Source organism: Streptomyces sp. NPDC021100 (genome assembly GCF_044333095.1).
Lineage (GTDB): Bacteria > Actinomycetota > Actinomycetes > Streptomycetales > Streptomycetaceae > Streptomyces.
This window is the reverse complement of record NZ_JBIRQH010000031.1, coordinates 41,019-63,279: the sequence shown is the minus strand read 5'-3', so window position 1 is coordinate 63,279 and position 22,261 is coordinate 41,019. Positions and strand designations below refer to the sequence as shown.

11 protein-coding genes are annotated in these 22,261 nt (G+C 68.5%); 4 read left to right on the top strand and 7 right to left on the bottom strand.

The features are described from left to right. The 3 genes from ACH4PU_RS34305 to ACH4PU_RS34295 all read right to left on the bottom strand — a co-directional run. Positions 1-8,087, bottom strand: an 8,087-nt coding sequence (locus ACH4PU_RS34305) for an amino acid adenylation domain-containing protein (RefSeq protein ID WP_398281293.1), incomplete at its 3' end; no start/stop codon positions are given. 14 nt (positions 8,088-8,101) lie between these two features. Next, positions 8,102-11,392: an amino acid adenylation domain-containing protein gene (locus tag ACH4PU_RS34300; protein ID WP_398281289.1), complete on the bottom strand. Its 3,291-nt coding sequence runs from the start codon at positions 11,390-11,392 to the stop codon at positions 8,102-8,104. A 103-nt stretch (positions 11,393-11,495) separates the two neighbouring features. Beyond that, positions 11,496-11,714, bottom strand: coding sequence for an MbtH family protein (locus ACH4PU_RS34295; protein ID WP_398281286.1), 219 nt, complete (start codon positions 11,712-11,714; stop codon positions 11,496-11,498). A gap of 1,152 nt (positions 11,715-12,866) precedes the next feature. Between ACH4PU_RS34295 and pabB the strand changes: the two genes are divergently transcribed. The 3 genes from pabB (at position 12,867) to ACH4PU_RS34280 (ending at position 16,307) form a co-directional block, all read left to right on the top strand. Continuing rightward, positions 12,867-14,999 carry an aminodeoxychorismate synthase component I gene (pabB, locus tag ACH4PU_RS34290; protein ID WP_398281283.1) on the top strand — a complete coding sequence of 711 codons (2,133 nt, stop codon included), beginning with the start codon at positions 12,867-12,869 and terminating at the stop codon, positions 14,997-14,999. 56 nt (positions 15,000-15,055) lie between these two features. After that, positions 15,056-15,931 carry a prephenate dehydrogenase dimerization domain-containing protein gene (locus ACH4PU_RS34285; RefSeq protein ID WP_398281280.1) on the top strand — a complete coding sequence of 292 codons (876 nt, stop codon included), beginning with the start codon at positions 15,056-15,058 and terminating at the stop codon, positions 15,929-15,931. A gap of 70 nt (positions 15,932-16,001) precedes the next feature. Beyond that, positions 16,002-16,307 carry a chorismate mutase family protein gene (locus ACH4PU_RS34280; RefSeq protein ID WP_398281277.1) on the top strand — a complete coding sequence of 102 codons (306 nt, stop codon included), beginning with the start codon at positions 16,002-16,004 and terminating at the stop codon, positions 16,305-16,307. Positions 16,308-16,337: 30 nt separating this feature from the next. Here the strand turns inward: ACH4PU_RS34280 and ACH4PU_RS34275 are convergent, their stop codons facing one another. Continuing rightward, positions 16,338-16,868 carry an aldo/keto reductase gene (locus ACH4PU_RS34275; protein ID WP_398281274.1) on the bottom strand — a complete coding sequence of 177 codons (531 nt, stop codon included), beginning with the start codon at positions 16,866-16,868 and terminating at the stop codon, positions 16,338-16,340. A 161-nt stretch (positions 16,869-17,029) separates the two neighbouring features. On the opposite strand from ACH4PU_RS34275, the gene ACH4PU_RS34270 reads away from it, so the two are divergent. Beyond that, a complete protein-coding gene (locus tag ACH4PU_RS34270) occupies positions 17,030-17,167 on the top strand; it encodes a hypothetical protein (protein ID WP_398281271.1) in 138 nt (45 codons plus the stop codon). Positions 17,168-18,393: 1,226 nt separating this feature from the next. Here the strand turns inward: ACH4PU_RS34270 and ACH4PU_RS34265 are convergent. From ACH4PU_RS34265 to ACH4PU_RS34255, 3 genes are read right to left on the bottom strand one after another with little or no spacing between them, the layout of a single operon-like run. After that, positions 18,394-20,061, bottom strand: a complete 1,668-nt coding sequence (locus tag ACH4PU_RS34265) for an ADP-ribosylglycohydrolase family protein (RefSeq protein ID WP_398281299.1) — start codon at positions 20,059-20,061, stop codon at positions 18,394-18,396. Positions 20,062-20,078: 17 nt separating this feature from the next. Beyond that, positions 20,079-20,762, bottom strand: coding sequence for a DarT ssDNA thymidine ADP-ribosyltransferase family protein (locus ACH4PU_RS34260; protein WP_398281268.1), 684 nt, complete (start codon positions 20,760-20,762; stop codon positions 20,079-20,081). Continuing rightward, positions 20,759-22,153, bottom strand: a complete 1,395-nt coding sequence (locus ACH4PU_RS34255; RefSeq protein ID WP_398281265.1) for a 3'-5' exonuclease — start codon at positions 22,151-22,153, stop codon at positions 20,759-20,761. The genes ACH4PU_RS34260 and ACH4PU_RS34255 overlap by 4 nt, the downstream gene beginning before the upstream one ends. Between the last annotated feature and the right edge of the window lie 108 nt (positions 22,154-22,261).

Here is a 22,261-nt window from a genome sequence, read left to right as displayed (position 1 = left end):
ACAATCCGCCCACCCGGAGCAAGCAACCGCAGCGCCCCGTCCAACACCCGCGCCAGATAATCACCCGTCGGGAAGTACTGCACCACCGAATTCAGCACGACGGTATCGAAATACCCGTCCGGCAAACCAGTGATCTCGTCAGCGGGCTGACACCGCAACCGCACCCGGTCAGCCAGCCCCGCATCCGCGACCTGGCGCTCCAGCCGGCCGATGACATTCGCCGAGAAATCCGTCGCCCAATACTGCTCACACTCCGGAGCCAACCGCGCGAGCAGCAGTCCTGAGCCAACACCGATCTCCAGCACGCGCCGGGGTGCGAACTCCCGGATCCGCGCCACCGCGGCATCCCGCCACTCCCGCATCTCCCCCAACGGAATCGGCTCACCGGAATACGAACTGTTCCACCCTGTGAAGTCCTCGCCAAAGTCCTTGTCCGGCGCGCCGGAGTAGACCGACTCATAGATGTTCCGCCAGTCACCCACCTGGTGATCCTTCAACTGCGGATCACTGGCATTATCAGGAACGACATAGGCGACCAGCCGCGCATCCCCGGAGTTGTCCTCGCGGGCCACCACGACCGCCTGCCCCACGTCCGGATGGCTCGCCAGGACGGCCTCGATCTCGCCCGGTTCGATACGGTAACCCCGTACCTTCACCTGCTCATCCGCACGACCCGCGAACTCCAGCTCACCATCCCGGCTCCACCGCACCACATCACCCGTGCGATACATCCGCGCACCCGACTCGAAGGGACACGCCACAAACCGCTCAGCAGTCAACCCCGAACGGCCTTGGTAACCCCGCGCCAGACCCACACCCGACACATACAACTCCCCCGCCACACCCGGCGGAACCGGACGCAACCCCTCATCCAGCACATACACCCGGGTACCAGCCACCGGCCCACCAATCGGCACCATCCCACCCGCCGACAACGCCCCACTCATCGACACACACACCGTCGACTCCGTCGGCCCATACGCATTGACCACCCGACGACCACCCACCACCCACCGCGCCACCAACTCCGGCGGACACACCTCACCCGCCAACACCACCGTCACCAGCCCCGGCAACCCCTCCTCCACACCAGCCGGCACCGACGCCAACACCGACGCCGGCAACGTCACATGCGAAACCCGCCCCTCACCCAACACACGCCCCAAACCCCCACCCGACAACTCCTCCACACCCGGCACCACCAACGTCGCACCATTACTGAAAGCCATCACCAACTCCCAGAACGCCGCATCAAAACTCGGCGACGAGAACTGCAGGACCCGGCTCTCCGCCGTCACCCTCAACCGGTCCCGCTGCGCGGCAGCCAGACTCGCCACACCACGATGCGACACCACCACACCCTTGGGACGACCAGTGGATCCGGAGGTGTAGATCACATACGCCGGGTGTGCCGCCTCCAGCCGGCAATCCAGATCACCATCCGGATACGCACCCCAGTCCCCGCGCAGCGACTCCCCGTCCAGCACCAGCAACGGACGCGCATCGGCCAGCATGAACTCCAGACGATCCGCCGGATACGCCGGATCCAGCGGCAGATACGCACCACCCGCCTTCATCACCGCCAAGACCGCAACCACCAGCTCCACCGACCGCGGCAACAACACCCCCACCACCCGCTCCGGCCCCACACCCCGCTCCACCAGATAACGCGCCAGCCGATTCGCCCGCGCATTCAACTCCCCATACGACACCGACTCCCCACCACAGACCTCAACAGCCACCGCATCCGGCGCCAACCACACCCGCTCGGCAAACAACCCCACCAACGACGTGGCAGACACCGCAGCGGAAGAGCCACTCCAGTCCAACACGAGCCGGTCCCGCTCACCGTCGAGCAGGATCCCGGTCCGTCCGACCGGCAACTCCGGGCGCACGACCACCTGCTCCAGCAACCCCACCCAACGCGCCATCAAGAACTCGACCGTGGAACGATCGAACAAATCCGTCGAGTACTCGACCCACGCCTCGATACCAGCCGGGTCGCCAGCCGCGTCAAAGCGTTCTACCAGGGAGAGCAGCAGGTCGAAGCGGGCCGTGCCGGTTGCGGCCTCCATCTCGGCCACCCGCAGCCCTGACAGCTCAATGCTGCCGCCGGGGGCGTTCTGCAGCACCAACGCGACCTGGAACATCGGCTGATGGCCGGCGGACCGCTGCGGATTCAGCACCTCCACCAAATACTCGAACGGCACATCCTGATGCGCATACGCCGCCAGACTCGTCTCCCGGACCCGCCCCAACAACTCCGAGAAACTCGGATCCCCCGACGTATCCATCCGCAACACGAACGTATTGACAAAGAACCCGATCAGATCATCCAGCGCCTCATCCGTACGCCCCGCCTGCCCACTGCCCAACGGAATGTCCGTACCCGCACCCAGCCGCGTCAGCAACGCCGCCATACCCGCCTGCAACACCATGAACACCGTCGCGCCACTACGGCCCGCCAGAGCACACAGGTTCCGATGCAGCCCGCCGTTTAGCTCGATCATCAAGCTGCCGCCTCGGTACGAGGCCACCGCGGGCCGCGGCCGGTCGGTCGGCAGATTCAGCTGCTCCGGCAGATCCGCCAACTGCTCCTTCCAGTACGCCACCTGCCGCGACAGGACACTGTCCGGATCAGACTCATCCCCCAGCAACTCCCGCTGCCACAACGTGTAATCCGCATACTGCACCGGCAACTCCGACCACGCCGGCACCCGCCCAACGGACCGAGCCGCATACGCCTCGACGATGTCCCTGCCCAGCGGGCCCAGTGACCAGCCGTCGCTGGCAATGTGGTGCACCAGCACCAGGAGAACGCATTCATCGTCGCCGGCGCCACTGCCCGCGATGTCGCTGTCCGCGATGTCGAAGAGCCATGCCCGGATCGGTATCTCCGTGGAGAGGTCGAACCCGTACCGCGCCGCGGCTTCCAGTACCCGCTGCAGTTCACTCTCGGTAACCGCCTGGGTCTCCCAGACCAGCTCCGCCCGGTCCGGGGGGACGATCCGCTGGTAGGGCTCGGCCCCCCGTTCGGGGAATACCGTGCGCAGCGGTTCATGCCGGGTCACCACGTCCAGGAGAGCCGACCGCAGAGCATCCCGGTCCACCGCGCCGGTCAGCCGCAATGCCAAGGGCATGTTGTAGGACGCCGACGGGCCTTCCAGCTTGTACGCGAACCACAGGCGCCGCTGGGCGAAGGACAGGGGAATGCTCTCCGGGCGCGGCCTGGCCACCAAGGCCGGGCGTCGCGTGCCGCCGGTGTCCAGCCGCCGCGCCAGCCCCGCCACCGTGGGGTAGGCGAAGAGGGTGGCGATGGCGATCTCGACGCCCAGCACGCTCTTGATCCGTACCAGTAGTCGGATCGCCGACAGCGAGTGGCCGCCGAGATCGAAGAAGCTGTCGTCGACACCGACCGTGGGGACACCCAGCACGTCGGCGAACAGCCGGCACAGCGCCTCTTCCTGAGGGGTGCCCGGCGCACGAGCACCGGTGTCGGCACCGGCGGGTTCCGCCGAGTCCTCTGCCGTCCTCCGCTCACCCGTACTCCTCTCCACAAGTTCCTCCTCACCGTCGAGCAGCACGTCCACCTCGGCGATCGGCCGCCCCGGATCCGCCACCACCTGCTCGAGGAGGCGCAGCCACCGAGCCACCAGCGCTTGCGCCGTGGCACGGTCGAAGAGATCGGTCGCGAATTCCAGCACGGCATCGATACCGGCCGGTGCGCCGGCGGCGTCGTGGTGTTCGAGCAGGGACGCCAGCAGATCGAACTGCGCCACGCCGGTGTCGACGGAGTACGCGGAGGCTGTCAGCCCCGGCAGCTCGATGTGGGACGCCGGCGCGCTCTGCAGAACCAACATCACCTGGAACAACGGGTGATGCGACGCGGAGCGCCGGGGGTTCAGCGCTTCCACCACGCTCTCGAACGGCACGTCCTGATGGGCGTAGGCCGCGAGGATCGTCTTGCGGACACGGGTCAGCACTTCGGTGAAGCTCGGATCGCCTGAGGTATCCGTACGGAGCACCAGCGTGTTCAGGAACAGTCCGACGAGATCGTCCAGGGCCTCGTCCGTGCGGCCCGCGATCGGCGAGCCCAGGGGAATATCGGTGCCCGCCCCCAGCCGGGTCAGCAGCGTCGCCATGCTCGCCTGCAGCACCATGAAGACCGTCGCACCCGCGTCCCGGGCCAGGGTGGTCAGTCCGCGATGCAGCTCCGCGTCCAGGGTGAAGGGCACAGTGGCCCCCTCGTACGACTGCACGGCGGGACGGGGGCGATCGGTCGGGAGGTTCAAGCAGGCGGGCAGACCGTCCAGTTGTCCGGTCCAGTAGCCGATCTGCTGGGAGAAGACGCTGTCCGGGTCCGACTCCTCGCCGAGCAGTTCCCGCTGCCACAGCGTGTAGTCGGCGTACTGGACGGGCAGTTGCTCCCATGTCGGGGGATGTCCCGCGACCCGGGCGGAGTACGCGGTGCTGAGGTCGCGCCCGAGTGGGCCCAGTGACCAGCCGTCGCTGGCGATGTGATGCAGCAACAGCAGCAGGACGGAATCGTCGGCACTGTCCGCGATGTCGAAGAGCCACGCCCTGATCGGCAGCTCCACGGACAGGTCGAAGGCATGGCGCGCGGCGGTCGCCAAGGCGTCCGGGAGTTCCGGTTCGGTGACCGTGTGTACCGTCCATCCCAGGTCGATCCGGTCGAGGTCCAGGACGGTCTGCTCGGAGTACCCGTCGCCCAGCGGGAACACCGTACGCAGCGATTCGTGGCGTCCGATCACATCCAGCAGGGCCGCACGCAGCGCCCGCCGGTCCACCCGCCCCGTCAGCCGCAACGCCAACGGCACGTTGTAGGTGGCCGACGGCCCCTCCATCTCGTACAGGAACCGCGACCGCCGCTGGGCGAAGGACAACGGCACGCGTGCGGGACGCGGCCGCGCCGCCAGTGCGGGGCGCGGCCGGTCTCCGGCATCCAGCCGGTGTGCCAGCGTCGCCACCGTAGGCGTGTCGAACACCGTCGTGACGGACACCTCCAGCCCCAGGGTGCTGCGGATCCGGTTCACCAGCCGGGTCACCAGAAGGGAGTGTCCGCCGAGATCGAAAAAGTTGTCATCGACACCGACCCTGGGCACCCCCAGGACGTCGGAGAACAGTCCGCACAGCACCTCTTCCCGCGGGCCGCGCGGCGCCCTGCCGACCCCACCCGCCTGGTGATCGGGCGCGGGCAGGGCCTTGCGGTCCAGCTTGCCGTTCGGGGTCAGGGGCAGTGCTTCGAGGGTGATCAAGGCTGAGGGAACCATGAACCGCGGCAGGCTCCGCGCGACATGGGCGCGCAGCTCGCCGGGGGTGAGGGCGGTGTGGCCCTCGGGCACCACATAGGCCACGAGCCGGGTGTCGCCCGGTGCGTCCTCCCGGGCCACGACGACCGCCTGTGCCACATCGGGGTGCCCGGCCAGCACGGCCTGGACCTCACCGGGCTCGATGCGATGGCCGCGCACCTTCACCTGTTCGTCCGCACGCCCGGCGAACTCCAGCTCACCATCGCCGTTCCACCGCACCAGATCACCCGTCCGGTACATCCGCGCGCCCGACTCGAAGGGACACGCCACGAACCGCTCCGCGGTCAGCCCCGAACGCCCGTGATAGCCACGCGCCAGACCCGCACCGGAGACATACAACTCACCCAGGACACCGGCCGGGACCGGTTGCAACCGGTCGTCCAGCACGTATACCCGGGCCCCGGCCACCGGTCGGCCGATCGGCACCGGTCCACCGGCCGACAGCGGACCACTGTGCGACACAAACACGGTCGACTCGGTCGGCCCATAGCCATTGATGACCCGACGACCGCCCACCGCCCACCGCGCCACCAACTCCGGAGGACACGCCTCCCCTGCCAGCTCCACCGTCAGAAGATCCGGCAGCCGGTCCTCCACACCAGCCGGCACCGACGCCAGCACCGACGCCGGCATCAGCACATGCGAAACCCGCTCTTCAAGCAGCACACGGCCGAGTCCCTCACCGGCCAACTGGTCCGGACGCGGGACGACGAGCGTCGCGCCACTGCTGAAAGCCATCACCAGTTCCGATACCGCCGCGTCAAAACTCGGCGACGAGAACTGCAGGATCCGACTCTCCGCGGTTGCCTTGAGCCCCTCCCGCATGGCCACGGCCAGACTCGCCACTCCACGGTGCGAAACCACCACGCCTTTGGGCCGGCCTGTCGAACCGGAGGTATAGATCACATACGCCGGATGATCCAGATGCAGGGGGCCGGTCCGTTCGGCATCCGCGAGTGCGTGCTGCGGCAGGGCGGCGATCGCGGCGATGGTCTGCTCATCATCGAGTGTGAATGTGCCCCGTACGGCGTCCCCGACGGGCAGTGCGGCGCGGGTACGACTGTCGGTGAGCAAGACGGCAGCCCGGGCGTCGGCGAGCAGGAATCGGATCCGTTCGGCGGGATAGCCGGGGTCCACGGGAAGATAGGCGCCGCCTGCCTTGAGGACCGCGAGGAGCGCCACCAGCAGCTCCGGGGAGCGGGGCAGCACCAACGCCACCACCGACTCCGGGCCGACGCCTTGTCGGATCAGCCATCGCGCCATCTGGTTGGCCCGCGCGTCCAGCTCCGCATAGGTCAGGCTCGCGTCCTCGCTCGCGACCGCGATCCGGTCCGGAACGCGGGCGGCGCGGAGCTCGAACAGCTCCGGCAGCGTGGTGTTCGGCGGTTGCGCCACGGTCGCCATCCCTGCGGCCAGGAGGCGTTCCCGCTCGCCGGGCAGAAGGATCCCCGTGTCGCCCACCGCGGTGTGAGGGTCGGCGGCGATCTGCTCCAGTACCCGTACCAGCCGCTCGGCGATCTCCGCTACGGCGGCCCGGTCGAAGACGTCCGGCCGGAAGAAGAAGCGCAGCGTCAGGAGGTCTCCCGGCTGTACGTCCAGGGAGAGGGGATAGTGAACGGCTTCCCGGACGGTGATGCCGATGTCGAGCTCGCCCCGCGCCGGATCCGATGGTGTGAGGCTGTCCATGGGGAAATTGCCGAACACCACGCTCGTGTCGAACTGGCCGCCGTCCGAATCATGGAGGCTCTGGATTTCGGCCAGCCCGAGGTGGTCGTGGTCCAGAAGCCCGAAGCGCTGCTGCTGAATGCGCTCGAAAAGATCTCGCAGAGAATCGTCGCACCGCAGCCGCGCCCGCACCGGCACCGTGTTGATCAGCATCCCGATCGCGGATTCGGCGCCTGGCAGTTCCGCCGGCCGCCCGCTGACCGTGGCGCCGAAGACCACGTCGTCGCGGCCGGTCAGCCGGCCGAGCAGCAGAGCCCAGGCCCCCTGGAAGACGGTGTTGAGGGTGACATCGCTCTGCCGGGCCTGTTGTTTCAGACGTGCGGTGAGCTCCGGTGCCAGCTCGAGGGTGATGTCCTGGGAGGCGGAGCCGGAACGCCTCGGGGCGCCTGGTGCGAGCAGGGTGGGCTCGTCCACGCCGTCCATGACGGCGCGCCAGGCGTCCCGGGCGGCGGCGCGGTCCCGGGCCGCCAGCCAGGCCAGGTAGGAGCGGTACGGGAGCGTGTCCGGCAGGACAGAGCTGTCACCGTCGTGCGCGTGGAGCAGGAACAGCTCACGCAGAAGAAGGGTCATGGACCAGCCGTCCAACACGAGGTGGTGGTGGGTCACCACCAGCCGGTGCCGTCGCGGACTCCGCCGGATCAGGGTGAAGCGCAGCAGGGACGACGCCTCGGCGTCGACGCCCTGGGCCCAGTCCTCGTCGGTCAGTTCGGAGCATCGGGCCTCGGCCGCCGTCGGTGGCAGCCCGCCCAGGTCGTACTCGTTCCACTGGAGCGGCACATCGCGCCGGATCACCTGGATGGGCTCGCCGGTCTTCCGGCTCCGGAAACCGGCGCGCAGATTCGCGTGGCGGTCCAGCAGGGCGGCCGCGGCCGCGCGGAGCGCCTTCGCGTCCAGCTCCCCGCGGAGCTCGATGGTGTACTGCGCCACGTAAAGGTTCTTCGACGCGTTCTCGAGCCGTGCGTGGAAGAGCAGTCCCTCCTGCAGCGGGGAGAGCGGCAGGATGTCTTCGATGATCGAGGGGGTATCCGTCATGATCTTCTAACTCCCTACCGGGCCTTCAACTCGGCTTCGAGATCGTCGATCTCGCTCTGGCTGATGGAGGACAAGGTCACGTCGGACGGCGTGAGCCCGATGGATTCCGGCCGTTTCGCACAGGCGGTGAGCGCCCTGAGCATGAACAGCCATGAATCGGCCAGTTCATGCGCCTCGGATGCGGCCGGATCGCCGTCCGCCGCCCAGGTCCAGGTGGTGCGCAGCACTGGTCCGCCGGGGCCGTCACAGGCCGCCGCGTGGACCTCGACGCGCTGGGTCATGGCCGTACCGCCGGCTTCGTCCGGTCCGATGTCGTATGCGGGGTCGACGGACCAGGGGCCGTGCTGCCCGTCCGTGAAGCGGCCGAGGTAGCCGAACTTCAGCTCCGGACGGTGGTATGCGGCCGGTTCGGCGGCGGTTCGCGCGTTCGGCTGGTGCGGGAGGCCGTGGCCGAAGCCGTGCCGCAGCCAGTGTCGCACCTGTCGCAGTGCTCTGCCCGCGGCCGGCCCGCCCCTGCGGATGTCCTTCCAGTCCAGGCGGCCCATGGGGAAGGGGACGGGGAAGGAGGTGGCGAATCGGCCGAGGGTGCGGGAGAGGTCCGCGTCCTCGCCGATGACCGGCCGGCCGCTGTCTTCGAGGTCGATGACGACGGTTTCGCCGCCGTCCCGGCCGTGTCGCTGTCGCCGCTCCGCGATCGCGAGTACCAGCCCCGTCAGCAGCAGGTCGCCGGTATCGGCGCCGAGTGCCGCGGGCGCGGTGGTCAGCAGTGCCTCGGTGAGATCGGCGGGCACGGTGAGCCGGTGTATCCCGCCACGGGCCTGGCTCTGTCCGTGGGCCGGTGCCGCGGCCACCGTCCCGCCAGCCGCCCGTGTCCGGTCCGGCAGGTCGGCGATCCGTCGCGTCGCTCGTGCCTCCGACGCCCGCAGCCGCGACCAGCGCCGGTAGGAAACGCGGCCGCCGGAGAGCCTCGGCCGGTCGTCCCCGGCGGCCGCCGCGTCCCAGACGGTCCGCAGGTCGGCGAGGAGGATGCGCCATGAGGCGCCGTCGATCGCCAGTTGGTTCACGACGAGCGCCAGGTAACCGGAGGATTGCGCGCCGCGGTCGAACCACACCGCTTGGACGACCACTCCGTCCTTGAGGGACAGCCGGTCCCTGGCGGCATCGATGCCCTCGGCGACGAGCGGCGCCATGTCCGCATCGTCGACGCCCCGCGCGTCGGCCCGTGTGAGACACGCGTCCGCGTCCGCGGCGCCGACCGACAGGACGGTCGGATTCCACGGCTCGGCGCCGGTGGTCTCCATGCGCAGCCGCAGCGCGTCGTGGCCGTCCAGCAGCGCCTGCAGTACGGCCAGGAGGGCGGACCGGGTGAGCCCGGCGGGCGCCCTCAGCACCAGGGACTGGCTGAGCCGGTCGAGGGGGCCGCCTCGACCGCACACCTCCCGCATGGCCGGCGTCAGGTGAAGGGGGCCGCCGGCCTGGTCGTCGCACTCGTCCGGTGCCGTGTCGAGCGGTGCGGAGACGGCGGCCAGGTCGGCCAGGCTGCGCTGTCCGAGCACGTCGCGGGTGGTGAGTGACAGACCGGCCCGGCGGGCCCGGCCCACCAGTCGGACCGCGGTGATGCTGTCGCCGCCCAGGCTCACAAAGCCGTGATCGGTGCCCACCGCCGGTACGCCGAGCAGTTCGGCGACCACTCCGCAGAGGATCTCCTCCTGCCGGGTGCGCGGTGCACGGCCGGCGGCGACGGCGCTCAGATCGGGCGCGGGCAACGCACGCCGGTCCAGCTTGCCGTTCACGGTCAGGGGAAGGGCGTCCACGGTGACGAACGCGGACGGCACCATGTGCTCCGGCAGGCTCCTGCCCAGGTGATCGCGCCATCCGTGCGGGTCGCCGGCGCCGCGTCCCCCCGACGCGACGACGTAGGCGACCAGCCGCGTACCGCCCGAGCCGGGCTCCCACGGCAGTACGACCGCCTGGTCGACACCGGGGTGAGCGGTCAACGCGGCCTCGATCTCGCCCGGTTCGACGCGGAAGCCGCGTACCTGGATCTGCGCGTCGGCGCGGCCCACGAACTCCAACTGGCCGGCGGCGGTCCGGCAAGCGAGATCACCGGTCCGGTACATCCGCCGGCCAGGCTCGTGGGGAGAGGCCACGAAGCGCTCCGCGGTCAGGCCCGGGCGGCCCAGATAACCGCGGGCCAGCCCCGGGCCGGACACGTACATCTCGCCGACGCTCCCGGCGGGCAGGCGCTCGAGGCCGGGCCCCAGGACATCGATGGTGAGGTCGGACAGGGCTTTCCCGATGGGACTGCGGTCGACCGATCCGGGTGTACGGCTGTCCAGCTCGGCGTAGGTGGCGTGTACGGCGGCCTCGGTGACGCCGTACATGTTCACCATCACCGGCGCGTCGTCGGGATGCCGCTCGTACCATTCGGCCAGACGCCGCATGTCGAGGATCTCACCGTCGAACACCACCACACGCAGGCTGAGCGCACGCCCTGCCTCCGGGTTCTCTCTTTCCGCCTGTATCAGCTGGTAGAAGGCCGACGGAGTCTGGCTCAGCACCGTGACGCGTTCCGCCGCGAGCAGCTCGAGGAATTCCCAGGGCGACCTGGAGACCTCATGGCTGACGACCACCAGGCGTCCGCCGTACAGAAGCGGACCCCACATTTCCCACACCGAGAAATCGAAGGAGAAGGAATGGAACATCGTCCAGACGTCGTCGGGCCCGAACGCGAAATGGTTCTCGGTCGCGGAGAACAACCGCACCGCACCGTGGTGCGCCATCACCACGCCCTTGGGCTTGCCCGTGGAACCCGAGGTGTAGATCACATACGCCGGGTGGGCCGCCGAGGCCGGCCGTCTCCGGTCGGCGTCCGTTGGATCGGTGTCGGGCCGCAGGCGCAGGGCCGCGACGGTCCCCGGCGCACCCAGGTCCAGCCGGAGCGGATGGGCCGCCCGCACATCGCTGCCGGTGTCGCCGGTCACCAGCACAGCCGTGGGCCGGGCGTCGGCGAGCAGGTAGTCGATGCGCTCGGCGGGGTAGTTCGGGTCGACGGGGAGGTAGGCGGCCCCGGCCTTGGCCACGGCGACGATCGCCACGACCATCTCCGGCGATCGCGGCAGGACGACGGCGACGATGTCCTCCGTGCCGAGGCCCTGGCCGATCAGATGGTGTGCGAGGCGGTTCGCCGCCCGGTTGAGCTCGTCGTACGTCATGCGTTCGCCGCCATGGACAATCGCCACACTGTCCGGCGCTGACCTCGCCTGGAACTCGAACAATTGAGGAAGGGTGTGGTGCACAGTCATGCGGTCCCCGTAGTGACGGATGCTCTGGATACATCGAGCGGAAAATGAGGCCGAGGCCCCGGATCAGGCGAGCTCCATCACGGCAAGCCCACTCGCGTCTCTCTCAGTCACGACTGTTCATGGCGTTTTGCAGACTGACCGGCCGCATGTCAGTCCAGTGCGTCTCGACATAGTCGAGGCATTCCTGCCGGCCCGCACCTTCCAGGGCGACCGCCCATCCCTCCGGGACGTCGATCGAAGCGGGCCACAGTGAATGCTGGCCTTCGTCGTTGACCAGCACCGAGTAGATGCCGTCAGGGTTTTCGAACGGATTTGATGCCACGGAGATCTCCCCCTTGCTCGATTCGGGATGCGCGAACGCTCGGGATTACACACATGGTTGGGCCAGGGCTGATACCGCTACTCGGTTCGGACAGGCCGTCACGGTCCGCGAAACGGCGGTCCACCAGGGCGACGGGGCGAGCAGCCCGCACCCCCGCACTGCACAGCCGTGCATGCCGTGCGGACGCATAAGAGCGCAGCGCGTCGCGACGGTGTGCGCTCGGCGCCTCGGCCTCGGGGGGATTCCCGACGACGGGGACGTGAAGACTGGTTTCCGTACAGCGATGGCCGACACGGCGGCAAAGGCCATACACCCGGCGGTGAGCCCGTGGGCTCACTACGCCACGCGGCTCTCGCAGCGTGCCGCCTTACCGTTCGGCGCCGCCAGAGCCCGGTCGGCCCGAGCGGGGCGTCACGTCGCCCGTACGGCCTGAAGCCCGCTCACCCTGGAGATCAGGACGGCGGCGGCGTTCACCTGCCGTGCCGGCGGTACCGGTCGCCGCGTAATGTGCGCATGTTCACGTGCTGTTCCTCGTTCTTGGTCGATGTCGACGTCCCTCGTGGACCGCACGACCCAACCGTGCCGTCGCGTCCACGAAAGTGACACCTCGATGCCTCGTCGCACTCTGCCGTCTCACACCGGCGAGCGCCCTCTTCACGATGCCGGAACGTGACGGCGAGGTCATGAGCACTGAGTCCACAACCGCCTTGGCAATGCCTCCACTTGCGCCGTAAAGGGTCTGGTCCGGTGATTCTTGGGCGCCGTGCCGTACGCGGTCCGGGCGGCTCGGCCGAAGTCGGTCGCACGGGGCGCACGGGTCACACGGTGCGCTGGATGCACTGAACGCACTGGGGAACTGGGGCACTGGGACCACGACCGCCGGAGCGCCCACGCGGTGTCAAAGGCACCCACACACCACGCTCCCGCCGCTCGCGACGGCCAGCAGTGAACTCATTGCCAACACAGTTGTGGACTCAGCGCTCATGACGTCGCGTCATATTCCGGCATCGTGGAAGGGCGTTCGCCGGATGCCCATCAGCGCGTGCGGAATCAGTGCTGCGCGTTCCCGTACACCGGCGCACCGCGACCCGTGAGGCCGAGCACTCCCTCGACGCCCCTCCAGTAACTCCTCATCAGAAGGTGCCGGTCGCCATGCGCACTCTCCTCATCGACAACCACGACTCCTTCACTTACAACCTGTTCCAGATCATCGGCGAGGTGAACGGCCGGCCGCCGGTGGTGATCCGCAACGACGACGACTGGTCGCGGATCACGGTCGAGGACTTCGACGGGATCGTCATCTCGCCCGGCCCCGGGCACCCCGGCCGCCCCCGCGACTTCGGCATCAGCCGACAGGCCATCATGGAGAGCGGCCTTCCCCTCCTGGGTGTCTGCCTCGGACACCAAGGCATAGCCCGGCTCTTCGGCGCGAGCGTCGGCCTGGCGCCCACTCCCATGCACGGACGAGTCTCCGACATCCGGCACACCGGTACCGGACTGTTCAAAGGGCTGCCCTCACCACTGCCTGTCGTGCGCTACCACTCGCTGGCCGTCTCGGACCTGCCGCCGGAGCTCGAAGTGGTCGCCTGGACCGATGACGGTGTGGTGATGGGACTGCGGCACCGTGAGAGACCCCTCTGGGGCGTGCAGTTCCATCCCGAATCCATCGGCAGCGAGGGCGGCAGGGAACTACTGGCCAACTTCCGGGACCTGGCCCTCGCCACCGCGCGGCGCTCCGCGCCGACCGCCTCCACCGCATCCTGTGACGCCGAGCCGTATCCGTACGAGGTGCACGTCCGCCGGATACCCGGGATACCCGACGCCGAACTGGTCTACCGCACCTTTGCCGCGGACTCCGACTCAGCCTTCTGGCTCGACAGCAGCGCGGTTCTCGACGGGCTCTCACGCTTCTCCTTCTTCGGCGACGGAGACGGCCCGCTGGGCGAATACCTCACCTATCGTGTCGCCGACGAGGCTGTGACCGTGCGCCACTCCGACGGCCGGTGCGTCGAGATCCGCCAATCGTTCTTCTCGTACCTGGAGGAACAACTGGGCCGGCGCCGCGTTCCCGTCCCGGACGGGCTGCCCTTCGAGTTCAACCTCGGCTACGTCGGGTATCTGGGATACGAACTGAAGGCCGAGACGATCGGTGACGCCGCACACCGCTCCGACAGCCCGGACGCCGCCCTCGTGTTCGCCGACCGGCTGATCGTCCTGGACCATCAGGAACGGCAGGCGTTCGCTCTCTGCCTCGGCCTGCGGGGCCAGGACGAAGCACCCCGGGCCTGGCTGGACGACACCGCACAGCGGCTGACCGCACTCGTGAACCGGGATGTCCCGACCCCGGCCACCCCCGCGTTGTCCGGCGGCGACCTCGGATTCGGCAGCACCGTGACCGTACGCCACGACAAGGACGCCTACCTCAAGCGCATCGACGAGTGCCTGGCGGAGATCCGGAACGGCGAGTCGTACGAGATCTGCCTGACCAACATGGCCTCCGTGCCCACCGAAACCGCCCCACTGCCGCTGTATGCGTCGCTGCGCCGCATCAGTCCGGTGCCCTACGGCGCGCTCCTCGAATTCCCCGGCATGGCTGTGCTCAGCGCCTCCCCCGAGCGGTTCCTGACCATCGACTCGTTCGGCGGCGTGGAATCCAGACCCATCAAGGGCACCCGGCCACGCGGTGCCACCCGCGAGGAGGACGAAGCGCTCCGGCAGGACCTCCTCACCCGGGAGAAGGACCGCGCCGAGAACCTGATGATCGTCGACCTGATGCGCAACGACCTCAACATGGTCTGCGAGGTCGGCTCCGTCCACGTGCCCCGGCTGTTCGACGTCGAGACCTACGCCCCGGTGCACCAGCTGGTCTCGACCATTCGCGGCACGCTCCGTCGGGGTCAGTCCGCCGTCGGCTGCGTCCGCGCGGCCTTCCCCGGCGGTTCGATGACGGGTGCGCCCAAGAAGCGCACCATGGAGATCCTCGACCGGCTGGAATGCGGCCCGCGAGGAGTCTACGCGGGGGCGCTCGGCTGGTTCTCCCTCAGCGGCGCGGTGGACCTCAGCATCGTGATCCGTACCCTGGTGGTGAAGTCCGGGACGGCGGAGTTCGGTGTCGGCGGCGCCATCACCGCGCTCTCCGATCACGAGGAGGAGTTCACCGAGACCCTCGTCAAGGCGCGTGCGCTGCTGGCCGCGATCGACGCGGCCGCGGAGGCGGCCGACACGGCCGGAAGCGCCGTGCCGGTCCCGGCGACTGCCGGAGCCACCGCGGGCGGGCTCATATGACGGCCCCTGGATTCCGGCGCTGTGTCGTGGTCGGCGGCGCCGGCGCCGTGGGAGACATGTTCCTCCGGCTGCTGCGCTCCACGGCCCATGAGCTGTGCGCGATCGACAGCGGTGCGCCCCGCACGGGCATGGCGGACGGGGCCGTCACCTGGCTGCTCGCGGACATCACCGCCCTGGACCCCGGCGGCGAAGCCGCTCGGCGCATCGCCGCGGCCGATCTGGTGCTGCTCGCGGTCCCCGAACCCGTGGCCCTCGCGGCGGCCGGACCGCTCACCGCCCTGATGCGGCCCGGCTCCGTCCTCGTCGACACGCTCTCGGTCAAGGGCCGCCTGATCGCCGAACTCGCCGATTGCCCCGACGGGACCGAGCAGGTGAGCATCAACCCGATGTTCAAGCCCTCGCTGGGCATCGCCGGACGGACGGTCGCCGCGGTGGTGCTGCGCGACGGGCCCGGCGTCGCCGCCTTCCTCGGCCTGATCGAGGAGTGGGGCGGGCGACTGCTGCGCCTCGCCCCGGACCGGCATGACCGGACCACCGCGGTCACCCAGGCACTGACCCACGCCGCGGTCCTCTGCTTCGGGTTCGCCCTCGCCGAAGCCCCTGTCGACATCGGACAGCTGACGGCGGCAGCGCCCCCGCCGCACACCACGCTGCTCTCGCTGCTCGCCCGGATGGCCGGGGGTGCCCCCGAGGTGTACTGGGACATCCAGTCGGCCAACCCCCATGCCACACGGGCGCGTGACGACTTGGCGAACGCGCTGCGGCGCCTCGCCGACCTGGTAGCCGACGGGCAGGAGCAGGAGATGGCGAACGCTTTCCACCGCATACGGGCCTTCCTGGGCCCGGAGCTCTCGCACTACCAGACGCGCTGCGAGCGGATGTTCGCTGCGCTCCAGGACACGCCGCGCGACGATGCCGGCCTCACCGCCTGAAGACGGCTCCTGCCGGCTCCGTAGACCTTGCGACGCATGACAGACGAAAGTGGTGTCCCCCATGACCAGCGTGACGGATCAGCGTAACGGCGAGCAGCAGCTGGCGCGCTTGCGGGCCGAACTCGACGATATCGACGCGGAACTCCTCGACACACTGCGGCGACGGATCGATTGCTGTGTCCGCATCGCCCGGCACAAATCGACGCATGAGGTCCCGATGATGCAGCCGGCCCGGATAGAGCTGGTCAAAGGCCGGGCGGCGGAGTACGGGGAGACCCACGGCATCGACACCGGATTCCTGGAGAACCTCTACGACCTCATCATCGGCGAGACCTGCCGGGTGGAAGACCTCGTCATGGGGAACGGCACCCCGTGACGCCGACCTCACCGAGGGGCCCGTATCCCGTCACCGCTCCTCGGTGTCGACAGGGAGCAGTAGAGCGAGCCGGGCGTGTTCGCCATGGCCGGCTTCGCGGGGCGCGCCTGGAAACGGACGCGGTCCCTTCCTCGGTCCCTGCTTCAATTCCATCCACTGCTGCATTTCGCACTCCCACCACCCACGCGTATCGACGTCCGCGGTATCCGCCGGCGCCTCCAGCTCCGTGATCTCCTCGTCGGCAAGCTCGATGCCTCGAGCCCGAACCACCCTGTCGACATAACCCACCTGCGTGACCCCGGTGATCGGGGTGGTCCCCTTGGCGATGGCCCAGGCGGTGGCGACATCGGCGGCGGACGCACCTCGGTTCTCGCCGATCGCCCCCATCCGGCCCGTCAGCGCGCGCAGTCGGAGCGGGATGCCGTTGTACACCGCCGCCCGGCTGCTCCCCTTCGGCAACGGATGCGCCGGGCCGTACCTGCCGGTCAGCGCTCCTTGCCCGACGACCATGTAGGAGAAGAACCGCAGGCGCGCGACGGCCGCTTCGGCTCCCTCACCCACGTCAAGTCCTACCCCTTGGTCGAGGTGCACGGCACGCGGTGGATCCTCAGCACAAGCTGCTGTGGGCCATCGCCGCACCGAGATCTGCCGCTTCCGGCTCGTCGGCGGCAGCGCCGGTGTCCGGCTGCGAGAGGAGGGCAACCGGCTCCACATCGACGGCAATGACCAAGGCCTCCAGCCCCGACTTCACCGATAGCCGCCGGCTGCTACTCACCGACACCCACCACGTCTACTCCCTGGACAAGCGCATCCTGAGGCCCACCCGGCTTCCCGGCCCGCTGGCCACACCGGGCGAGTGAAGCCGATCGTCCGCCACCACTCCGGCGAGCGGGCCGGCGTATCGAAGAACAGAAGCAGTCACTTCAGCGGCCTCGGCATTCACTTCCACCCGCCCGCCGGCAGCCGCGCCTGCGGCACGAACACCCTCACGTACAAGGCACGCATCGCCATCCCGTCTACCGGTGCCGAACGGGCGGGCCGTGGCCTCGTGGGCGACGGGACGAACCGCCGCTCCTCATGTACCACGACCGGGAGAACGAACGCGCTGGCTGGCCCGCGGAGGTCTCTCCGCAGCCCGATACCCAGTCGACTTCGGCCCGGGACCTGTGCTGGGTCATTGACGCCGCGCCGACACGAACCATGCTTCGTCTCCGAACGGCGGCGAAGGCCCGGTTAGCGCCCACGTCCTCCAGCAGGCACTCAAGCCGCCGGCCCACCCGACGGCTCGTCTCATCCACCGACCGACGCCCGGCCCTGCAGCCCACTGTTGTTGGGTCGCATCCGTCCAACGCCGTTCTCGACGAGCTCATCCGCGGGCCGACCGCCGGATCGGCGTCAGCCCGGCATGCTGTGTCAGCAGCGGCTCTTGAGCGGAAGGCGGCGTACTGCGCAGCCGTCGGGTGAATGGTGATAAGCCCCCACTTCGGAGCCGACGAACGCGGCCCTGCTGACATGTCTGGAGCTCCTTCGCCGGGAAGCAGGATTTCCAGCCTGGTCCATAAGGGCCGGGAGGCGTGTTGCGTTGAGGCCCGTGCCGCAGAGCGAACAGCTCAAAGCTCTACTACGGCGGCTGCACCACGGCCTGCCGAGCACCCGGTCTCCTGGTCGAGCACGGTTCATCGCCATACTGACGGTAGTGCTCAACAGTCCGGCGCGGCCCGGCGAGCTGACAGCTCAGCGCATCGGTCAGCTCTCGCTGAGCCGAGAAAGCACTCCCTTGTCCCTGCTGAGTCGAAATGCTCCCGACTGCTAGCCGCTCATGCGCGTCGAGCCGAACGAGACCTTGAGGGCAGCGCCCGGGCGCCGTGATCTCGCTCGCCCGCCATCACGCCGGACGCTGCGACACCATCGAAACGATGTCAGTCAGGCCGTCCGTGAGCAAGTATCCGAGGCCGTCAACGAGGAGCTCGGCGACGGCATAGGTCGCTCGACGTACGAGAACAGGATGAATCACCGCCTGCGGCCCGGCGATTCGGCCTGGCATGACGACCCGGCCGACAGACGGCCGGCTGACCGGGCCGGACTGCTACTGATCGCCCTGCTGGTAGGCGTGGGCGAGGAGCCCGGCGAACGCGGCGGCCCGTTCCACGCTGTACCGGCCACCTCGGATCTGCTGGAGCATGGCCCGACCCACTTGTTCCGGAGCGAATCCGTTCCTTGCCAGCTCTTCGACGATCTCCTCAAGGGCTGGGGGTGCGTGCCTGTGAACACGCTCGCTCGCGGCACCGGGTGCGGTTACGGGGAATGCAGGCCGTTGTTGGGCTGGTGCGGAAGGCTGGGGTGGGCTTTCGAAGAGGAGTTGCTGTTCTTTCGGGGCGTCCCTGACAGGCCGGCGCCGCGGTGCTCTCGCGTCTCTCGGGAGCAGGCTCTCATCCAGCGCCCTGAGAGCCGTCCTGGCGCGCACCAGGACCCTCTGGCCGAACGGCAAGGTACCCCACACGTAGGTGGTGGCCGGGTTGACCGATGCCGGCGCGTCCGTGGGCGCGAGGGGCCCCAGTCCGGCCAGTGCCGGCCCCAGGGGCGTGTGGCCTACGAGGTCGAGCGTGGCCTTGGGAGGGCTCCAGCGCAACAGGTCCGGATAGGCGAAGGTGGCGGCTTCACGGCCCTGGGAAATGTCCCACATGCGGCGTGCCTCGGAGTCGATGACCGCTGCGTCTTGCACAGGACCGGGCGGCGGGCACGCCGTGACGGCGCCCAGGAGCGCGCCGGCCATGGTGGCGATGGTGTCGGTATCGGAGCCGAGAGTATTGGCGGCGAGGAGCAGACCGGCTCCGGGCGAGTCGGCACTGGCATGTGCGAGGACCGCGGCCAGCAGGGCGGTGACCGTACCCGATCCGCGCGTGGCTTCCCTGAAGCCGCCCCACCGCTCCACCAGGTCGGCATAGGTCTCCGCGGTCAGTGGGTACGTGGGGTGGAAGGCGTCGAGCGCTGTACGGCATTCATCAGCGACGTCGATCGCGGCTGAGCGGAATTCGACGCCTGCCGCGGCGCTCCACGCGGGGAGCCAGAGGTAGGCGAGTTCTTCGTCCTTCGCGATGACGTCGGGCACCTGCTCGAGCCAGTCGATCGCGAGGCGCCACTGCTTGGGGCCGGGGAGTTCGTTGGTGTCCAGGACGTGGGCCAGCAGCAGGGCGTGCAGGACCGCTCCAAGGATGCCCCGGGGGTGACCATGGGTGCTCACGGCGTTGCGTACGACGTCGCGAGTGATGCCGTCCAGGTCGGTGAGGTCGCGCGCGGACCAGACATGGGGCTGGACGCGCATGGCGGCCCCATTGCCGCCGAGGTCGATGTAGCGGGCGGTTTTGGTGGCGAACATGTTCTGCGACCACTTGGCTTCGACTCTCATCAGGCCCGTGGCCGCGGCTTTGGTCCCACGGCCGGCTCCCAGGGCGTAGGCCTGCCAGGCAACGACCTCGATCTTCGCAAAGGCTTCGGCGTCGAATTCACCGTCTCCGCGGATGGCGCGTGAGGTGGCCAGGCGCAGCTGAGTGTCATCGGAGTACGCGCCTGCGGGAAGAGGTATGTCGCGCCCGTAGCGCCCCCCGATGCGTCTCTTCCAAGGCACGGTGGTGGTCACTTCATCCTGTCCGACGCGCCGGTGTACGCCGGCGGTGTCGGTCAGTTCGGTGATGAAGCCTAGCGCGTCTCCGTACGCGGCCCACTGCGCCGAGGCGCGTACTGCCTCCCATTGCATGGCGTTCACCGTAGTCCTTACCTGCCGAACATGACTGGGTCGACGATGATGTCGACTCCATCATGTCCGCTGACACTGACAATGGCCTCGGCCTTCGCCGCGTCCTCGTCGGTAAGGACGTGGATGCGCTGCAGGTGTCGAGTGGATACGGCCTGCGGGTAGAGCACTTCGGCCTGGGGGTTCGTCGGGAGGTGGCACGCTCGGTCCCCGCGCAGCACCGTCTTGCCGTAACCCTCGGGGACGCGGTCGGCGAAGAGGGCCGCCACTCCGGGCAGGCCCTCGACGGGGGTGATTCCGGCGTATCCCATGTTGCCCGGGGCGAACAGGACGCTTGGATGCGTCATGATCACTGGGTCGAAGCCCAGAACCACCCAGAACAGGTCTTCGCCTGCCCACCAGCCCTCTCTACTAATGCGCAGGAAACGGTGGTTGGGCTCACTGATGCTCAGGTTGACGTAGGACCAGTACTGCCGAGCTTCTCTCCGGACCTTGGTGTTCTGGTGATAGATGCTCTCGAGGTACTGGTCGCGTGCCAAGAGCGCCCGGGCCTTGCACCGCCCCTGCACGAGAATGCCGAGCAGGCCGCGATTGGTGGTGAAGTGCACTACCTGGGTGATTTTCCGATCCTGGATGAGGGCGCCTATCCCTAGGACAGGTCTGTCGCCGTCCGGTATGGACGGGCTGGGCTCGGTGGTGGTCATATGGACTTCACCTCGTACGTGTCCGGGTCCATGCAGGCGATGAGGTCACTGGCCTCGGAAGGCTTGTAGGTGATGGTCAGCGTCTTACGCGCGCGTCCGGCGGACATGGCCAACAGGCGCAGGTGAGCGTCCCGCTCGCTGTCACCCGGCTCGGTGGCGTGTGGCATGACCTCACTGTTGAGGCCAACAATGATCACGTGATCGAACTCCAGCCCTTTGACGGAGTGCATCGTCGACAGCGCTACATTCACCGGCCCCGCCGGCCACTCGGCGTTCCGAGTGAGTTCGACGTAGGCCAGCCCGGCCGCGTCCAGGCGGTTCTTGACCTCAGCGAACCATCCCTTGGCGTGAAGGATGGCGACGGACTCGTCGTTGTCGGGACCGAGGTCGTCGAGGAACCGCACCACGTGGTCCATCTGCCGGGTGAAACTACCCTGGACCAGCACAGGCTTGGCGCCTTCCGCCTTGCAGGAGGTGAGGTCCGGAACCGCGGCGTCGTCGGTCTTCTCCACGTCACGGAGCAGCGGTGCGGCAAAGGCCGCGATCTGCCGGGTATTGCGGAAGTTCTTGGACAGAAGCTTGCTGTTGTGCGGACCCACGCTCAGCCCGACCTCGCTCCAGGTGAAGCGCTGAGGGTATATGCGCTGCGCGGCGTCGAGGACGAAGGTCAGCGTGTACTCGTCGGTGAGGTGGTTGAGGACCGCCCGGACCTGGTTGGCCGAGAAGTCCTGTGCCTCGTCGACCACCACCACGTGGTACGGGTCGCCGGTACGCTTGGTCGCCATGGCGTTCGCCAGATCGGACCAGTCCCACACCTGCTGCTGCTTCTTCCATTTCTGGAAGGGATCTATTACCTCCTCCGAAAGCCGGCGGCGCAACGGTGCCGGCATCCGCGGAGAGCGGCCACGCCCTTGCCGTTCACACGCGATGTACTCGGTGAGGTGTTCCGGCGCGAAGCGGCCTAGTACGTAGTCCACCTCGGAGCGTATGAAGTCGGTCGACAGCGGCAGGGAAGCCGCCAAAGCCGCCAGTTTCCGGCTCCGCTCGTGCTCCTGGAGAATGCGCTCGTAGGCCACGCGGTCAGTGGCCCATTTCGCGAAGGTGGAAACCGTCAGCTCGATGTCGTTGCCCTTGAGCTGCTCCTGGGTGAGTTCCTCGATGTAGCCGCGCAGCGTGCGGTTGTAGGTGAGAACCAGGACACGCACGGGACCGCTGACGAAGCCGTCACGGCGGCGGCGTTGCCAGAAGCCGGCCGTGAACTTCAGACGGTACAGGGCAGTAGTGGTCTTTCCGCTGCCGGCGGCGCCCCGCACGACGAACACCCCCGGCTTGTGGTTGTTGATCACCGTGAGCTGTTCGCTCGTCGGCTGCGTCGGTCTGAGAACCTTCATCCGCGGTCCCTCCCCAAGACACGCTCCCCCAACTCGAAGCCATATTAGGGGCGGTCGGCACCGTACAGGGTGAAGATCGGTCGGGCGGGAGCACGGTGGCAACTGCCA

What these genes read in the sequence shown, in the direction of transcription:
- ACH4PU_RS34300 (WP_398281289.1), bottom strand. Translation starts at nt 11,392, where the DNA reads ATGACTGTGCACCACACCCTTCCTCAATTGTTCGAGTTCCAGGCGAGG.
- pabB (WP_398281283.1), top strand. Translation starts at nt 12,867, where the DNA reads ATGCGCACTCTCCTCATCGACAACCACGACTCCTTCACTTACAACCTG.
- ACH4PU_RS34285 (WP_398281280.1), top strand. Translation starts at nt 15,056, where the DNA reads ATGTTCCTCCGGCTGCTGCGCTCCACGGCCCATGAGCTGTGCGCGATC.
- ACH4PU_RS34270 (WP_398281271.1), top strand. Translation starts at nt 17,030, where the DNA reads ATGACCAAGGCCTCCAGCCCCGACTTCACCGATAGCCGCCGGCTGCTA.
- ACH4PU_RS34265 (WP_398281299.1), bottom strand. Translation starts at nt 20,061, where the DNA reads ATGCAATGGGAGGCAGTACGCGCCTCGGCGCAGTGGGCCGCGTACGGA.
- ACH4PU_RS34260 (WP_398281268.1), bottom strand. Translation starts at nt 20,762, where the DNA reads ATGACCACCACCGAGCCCAGCCCGTCCATACCGGACGGCGACAGACCT.
- ACH4PU_RS34255 (WP_398281265.1), bottom strand. Translation starts at nt 22,153, where the DNA reads ATGAAGGTTCTCAGACCGACGCAGCCGACGAGCGAACAGCTCACGGTG.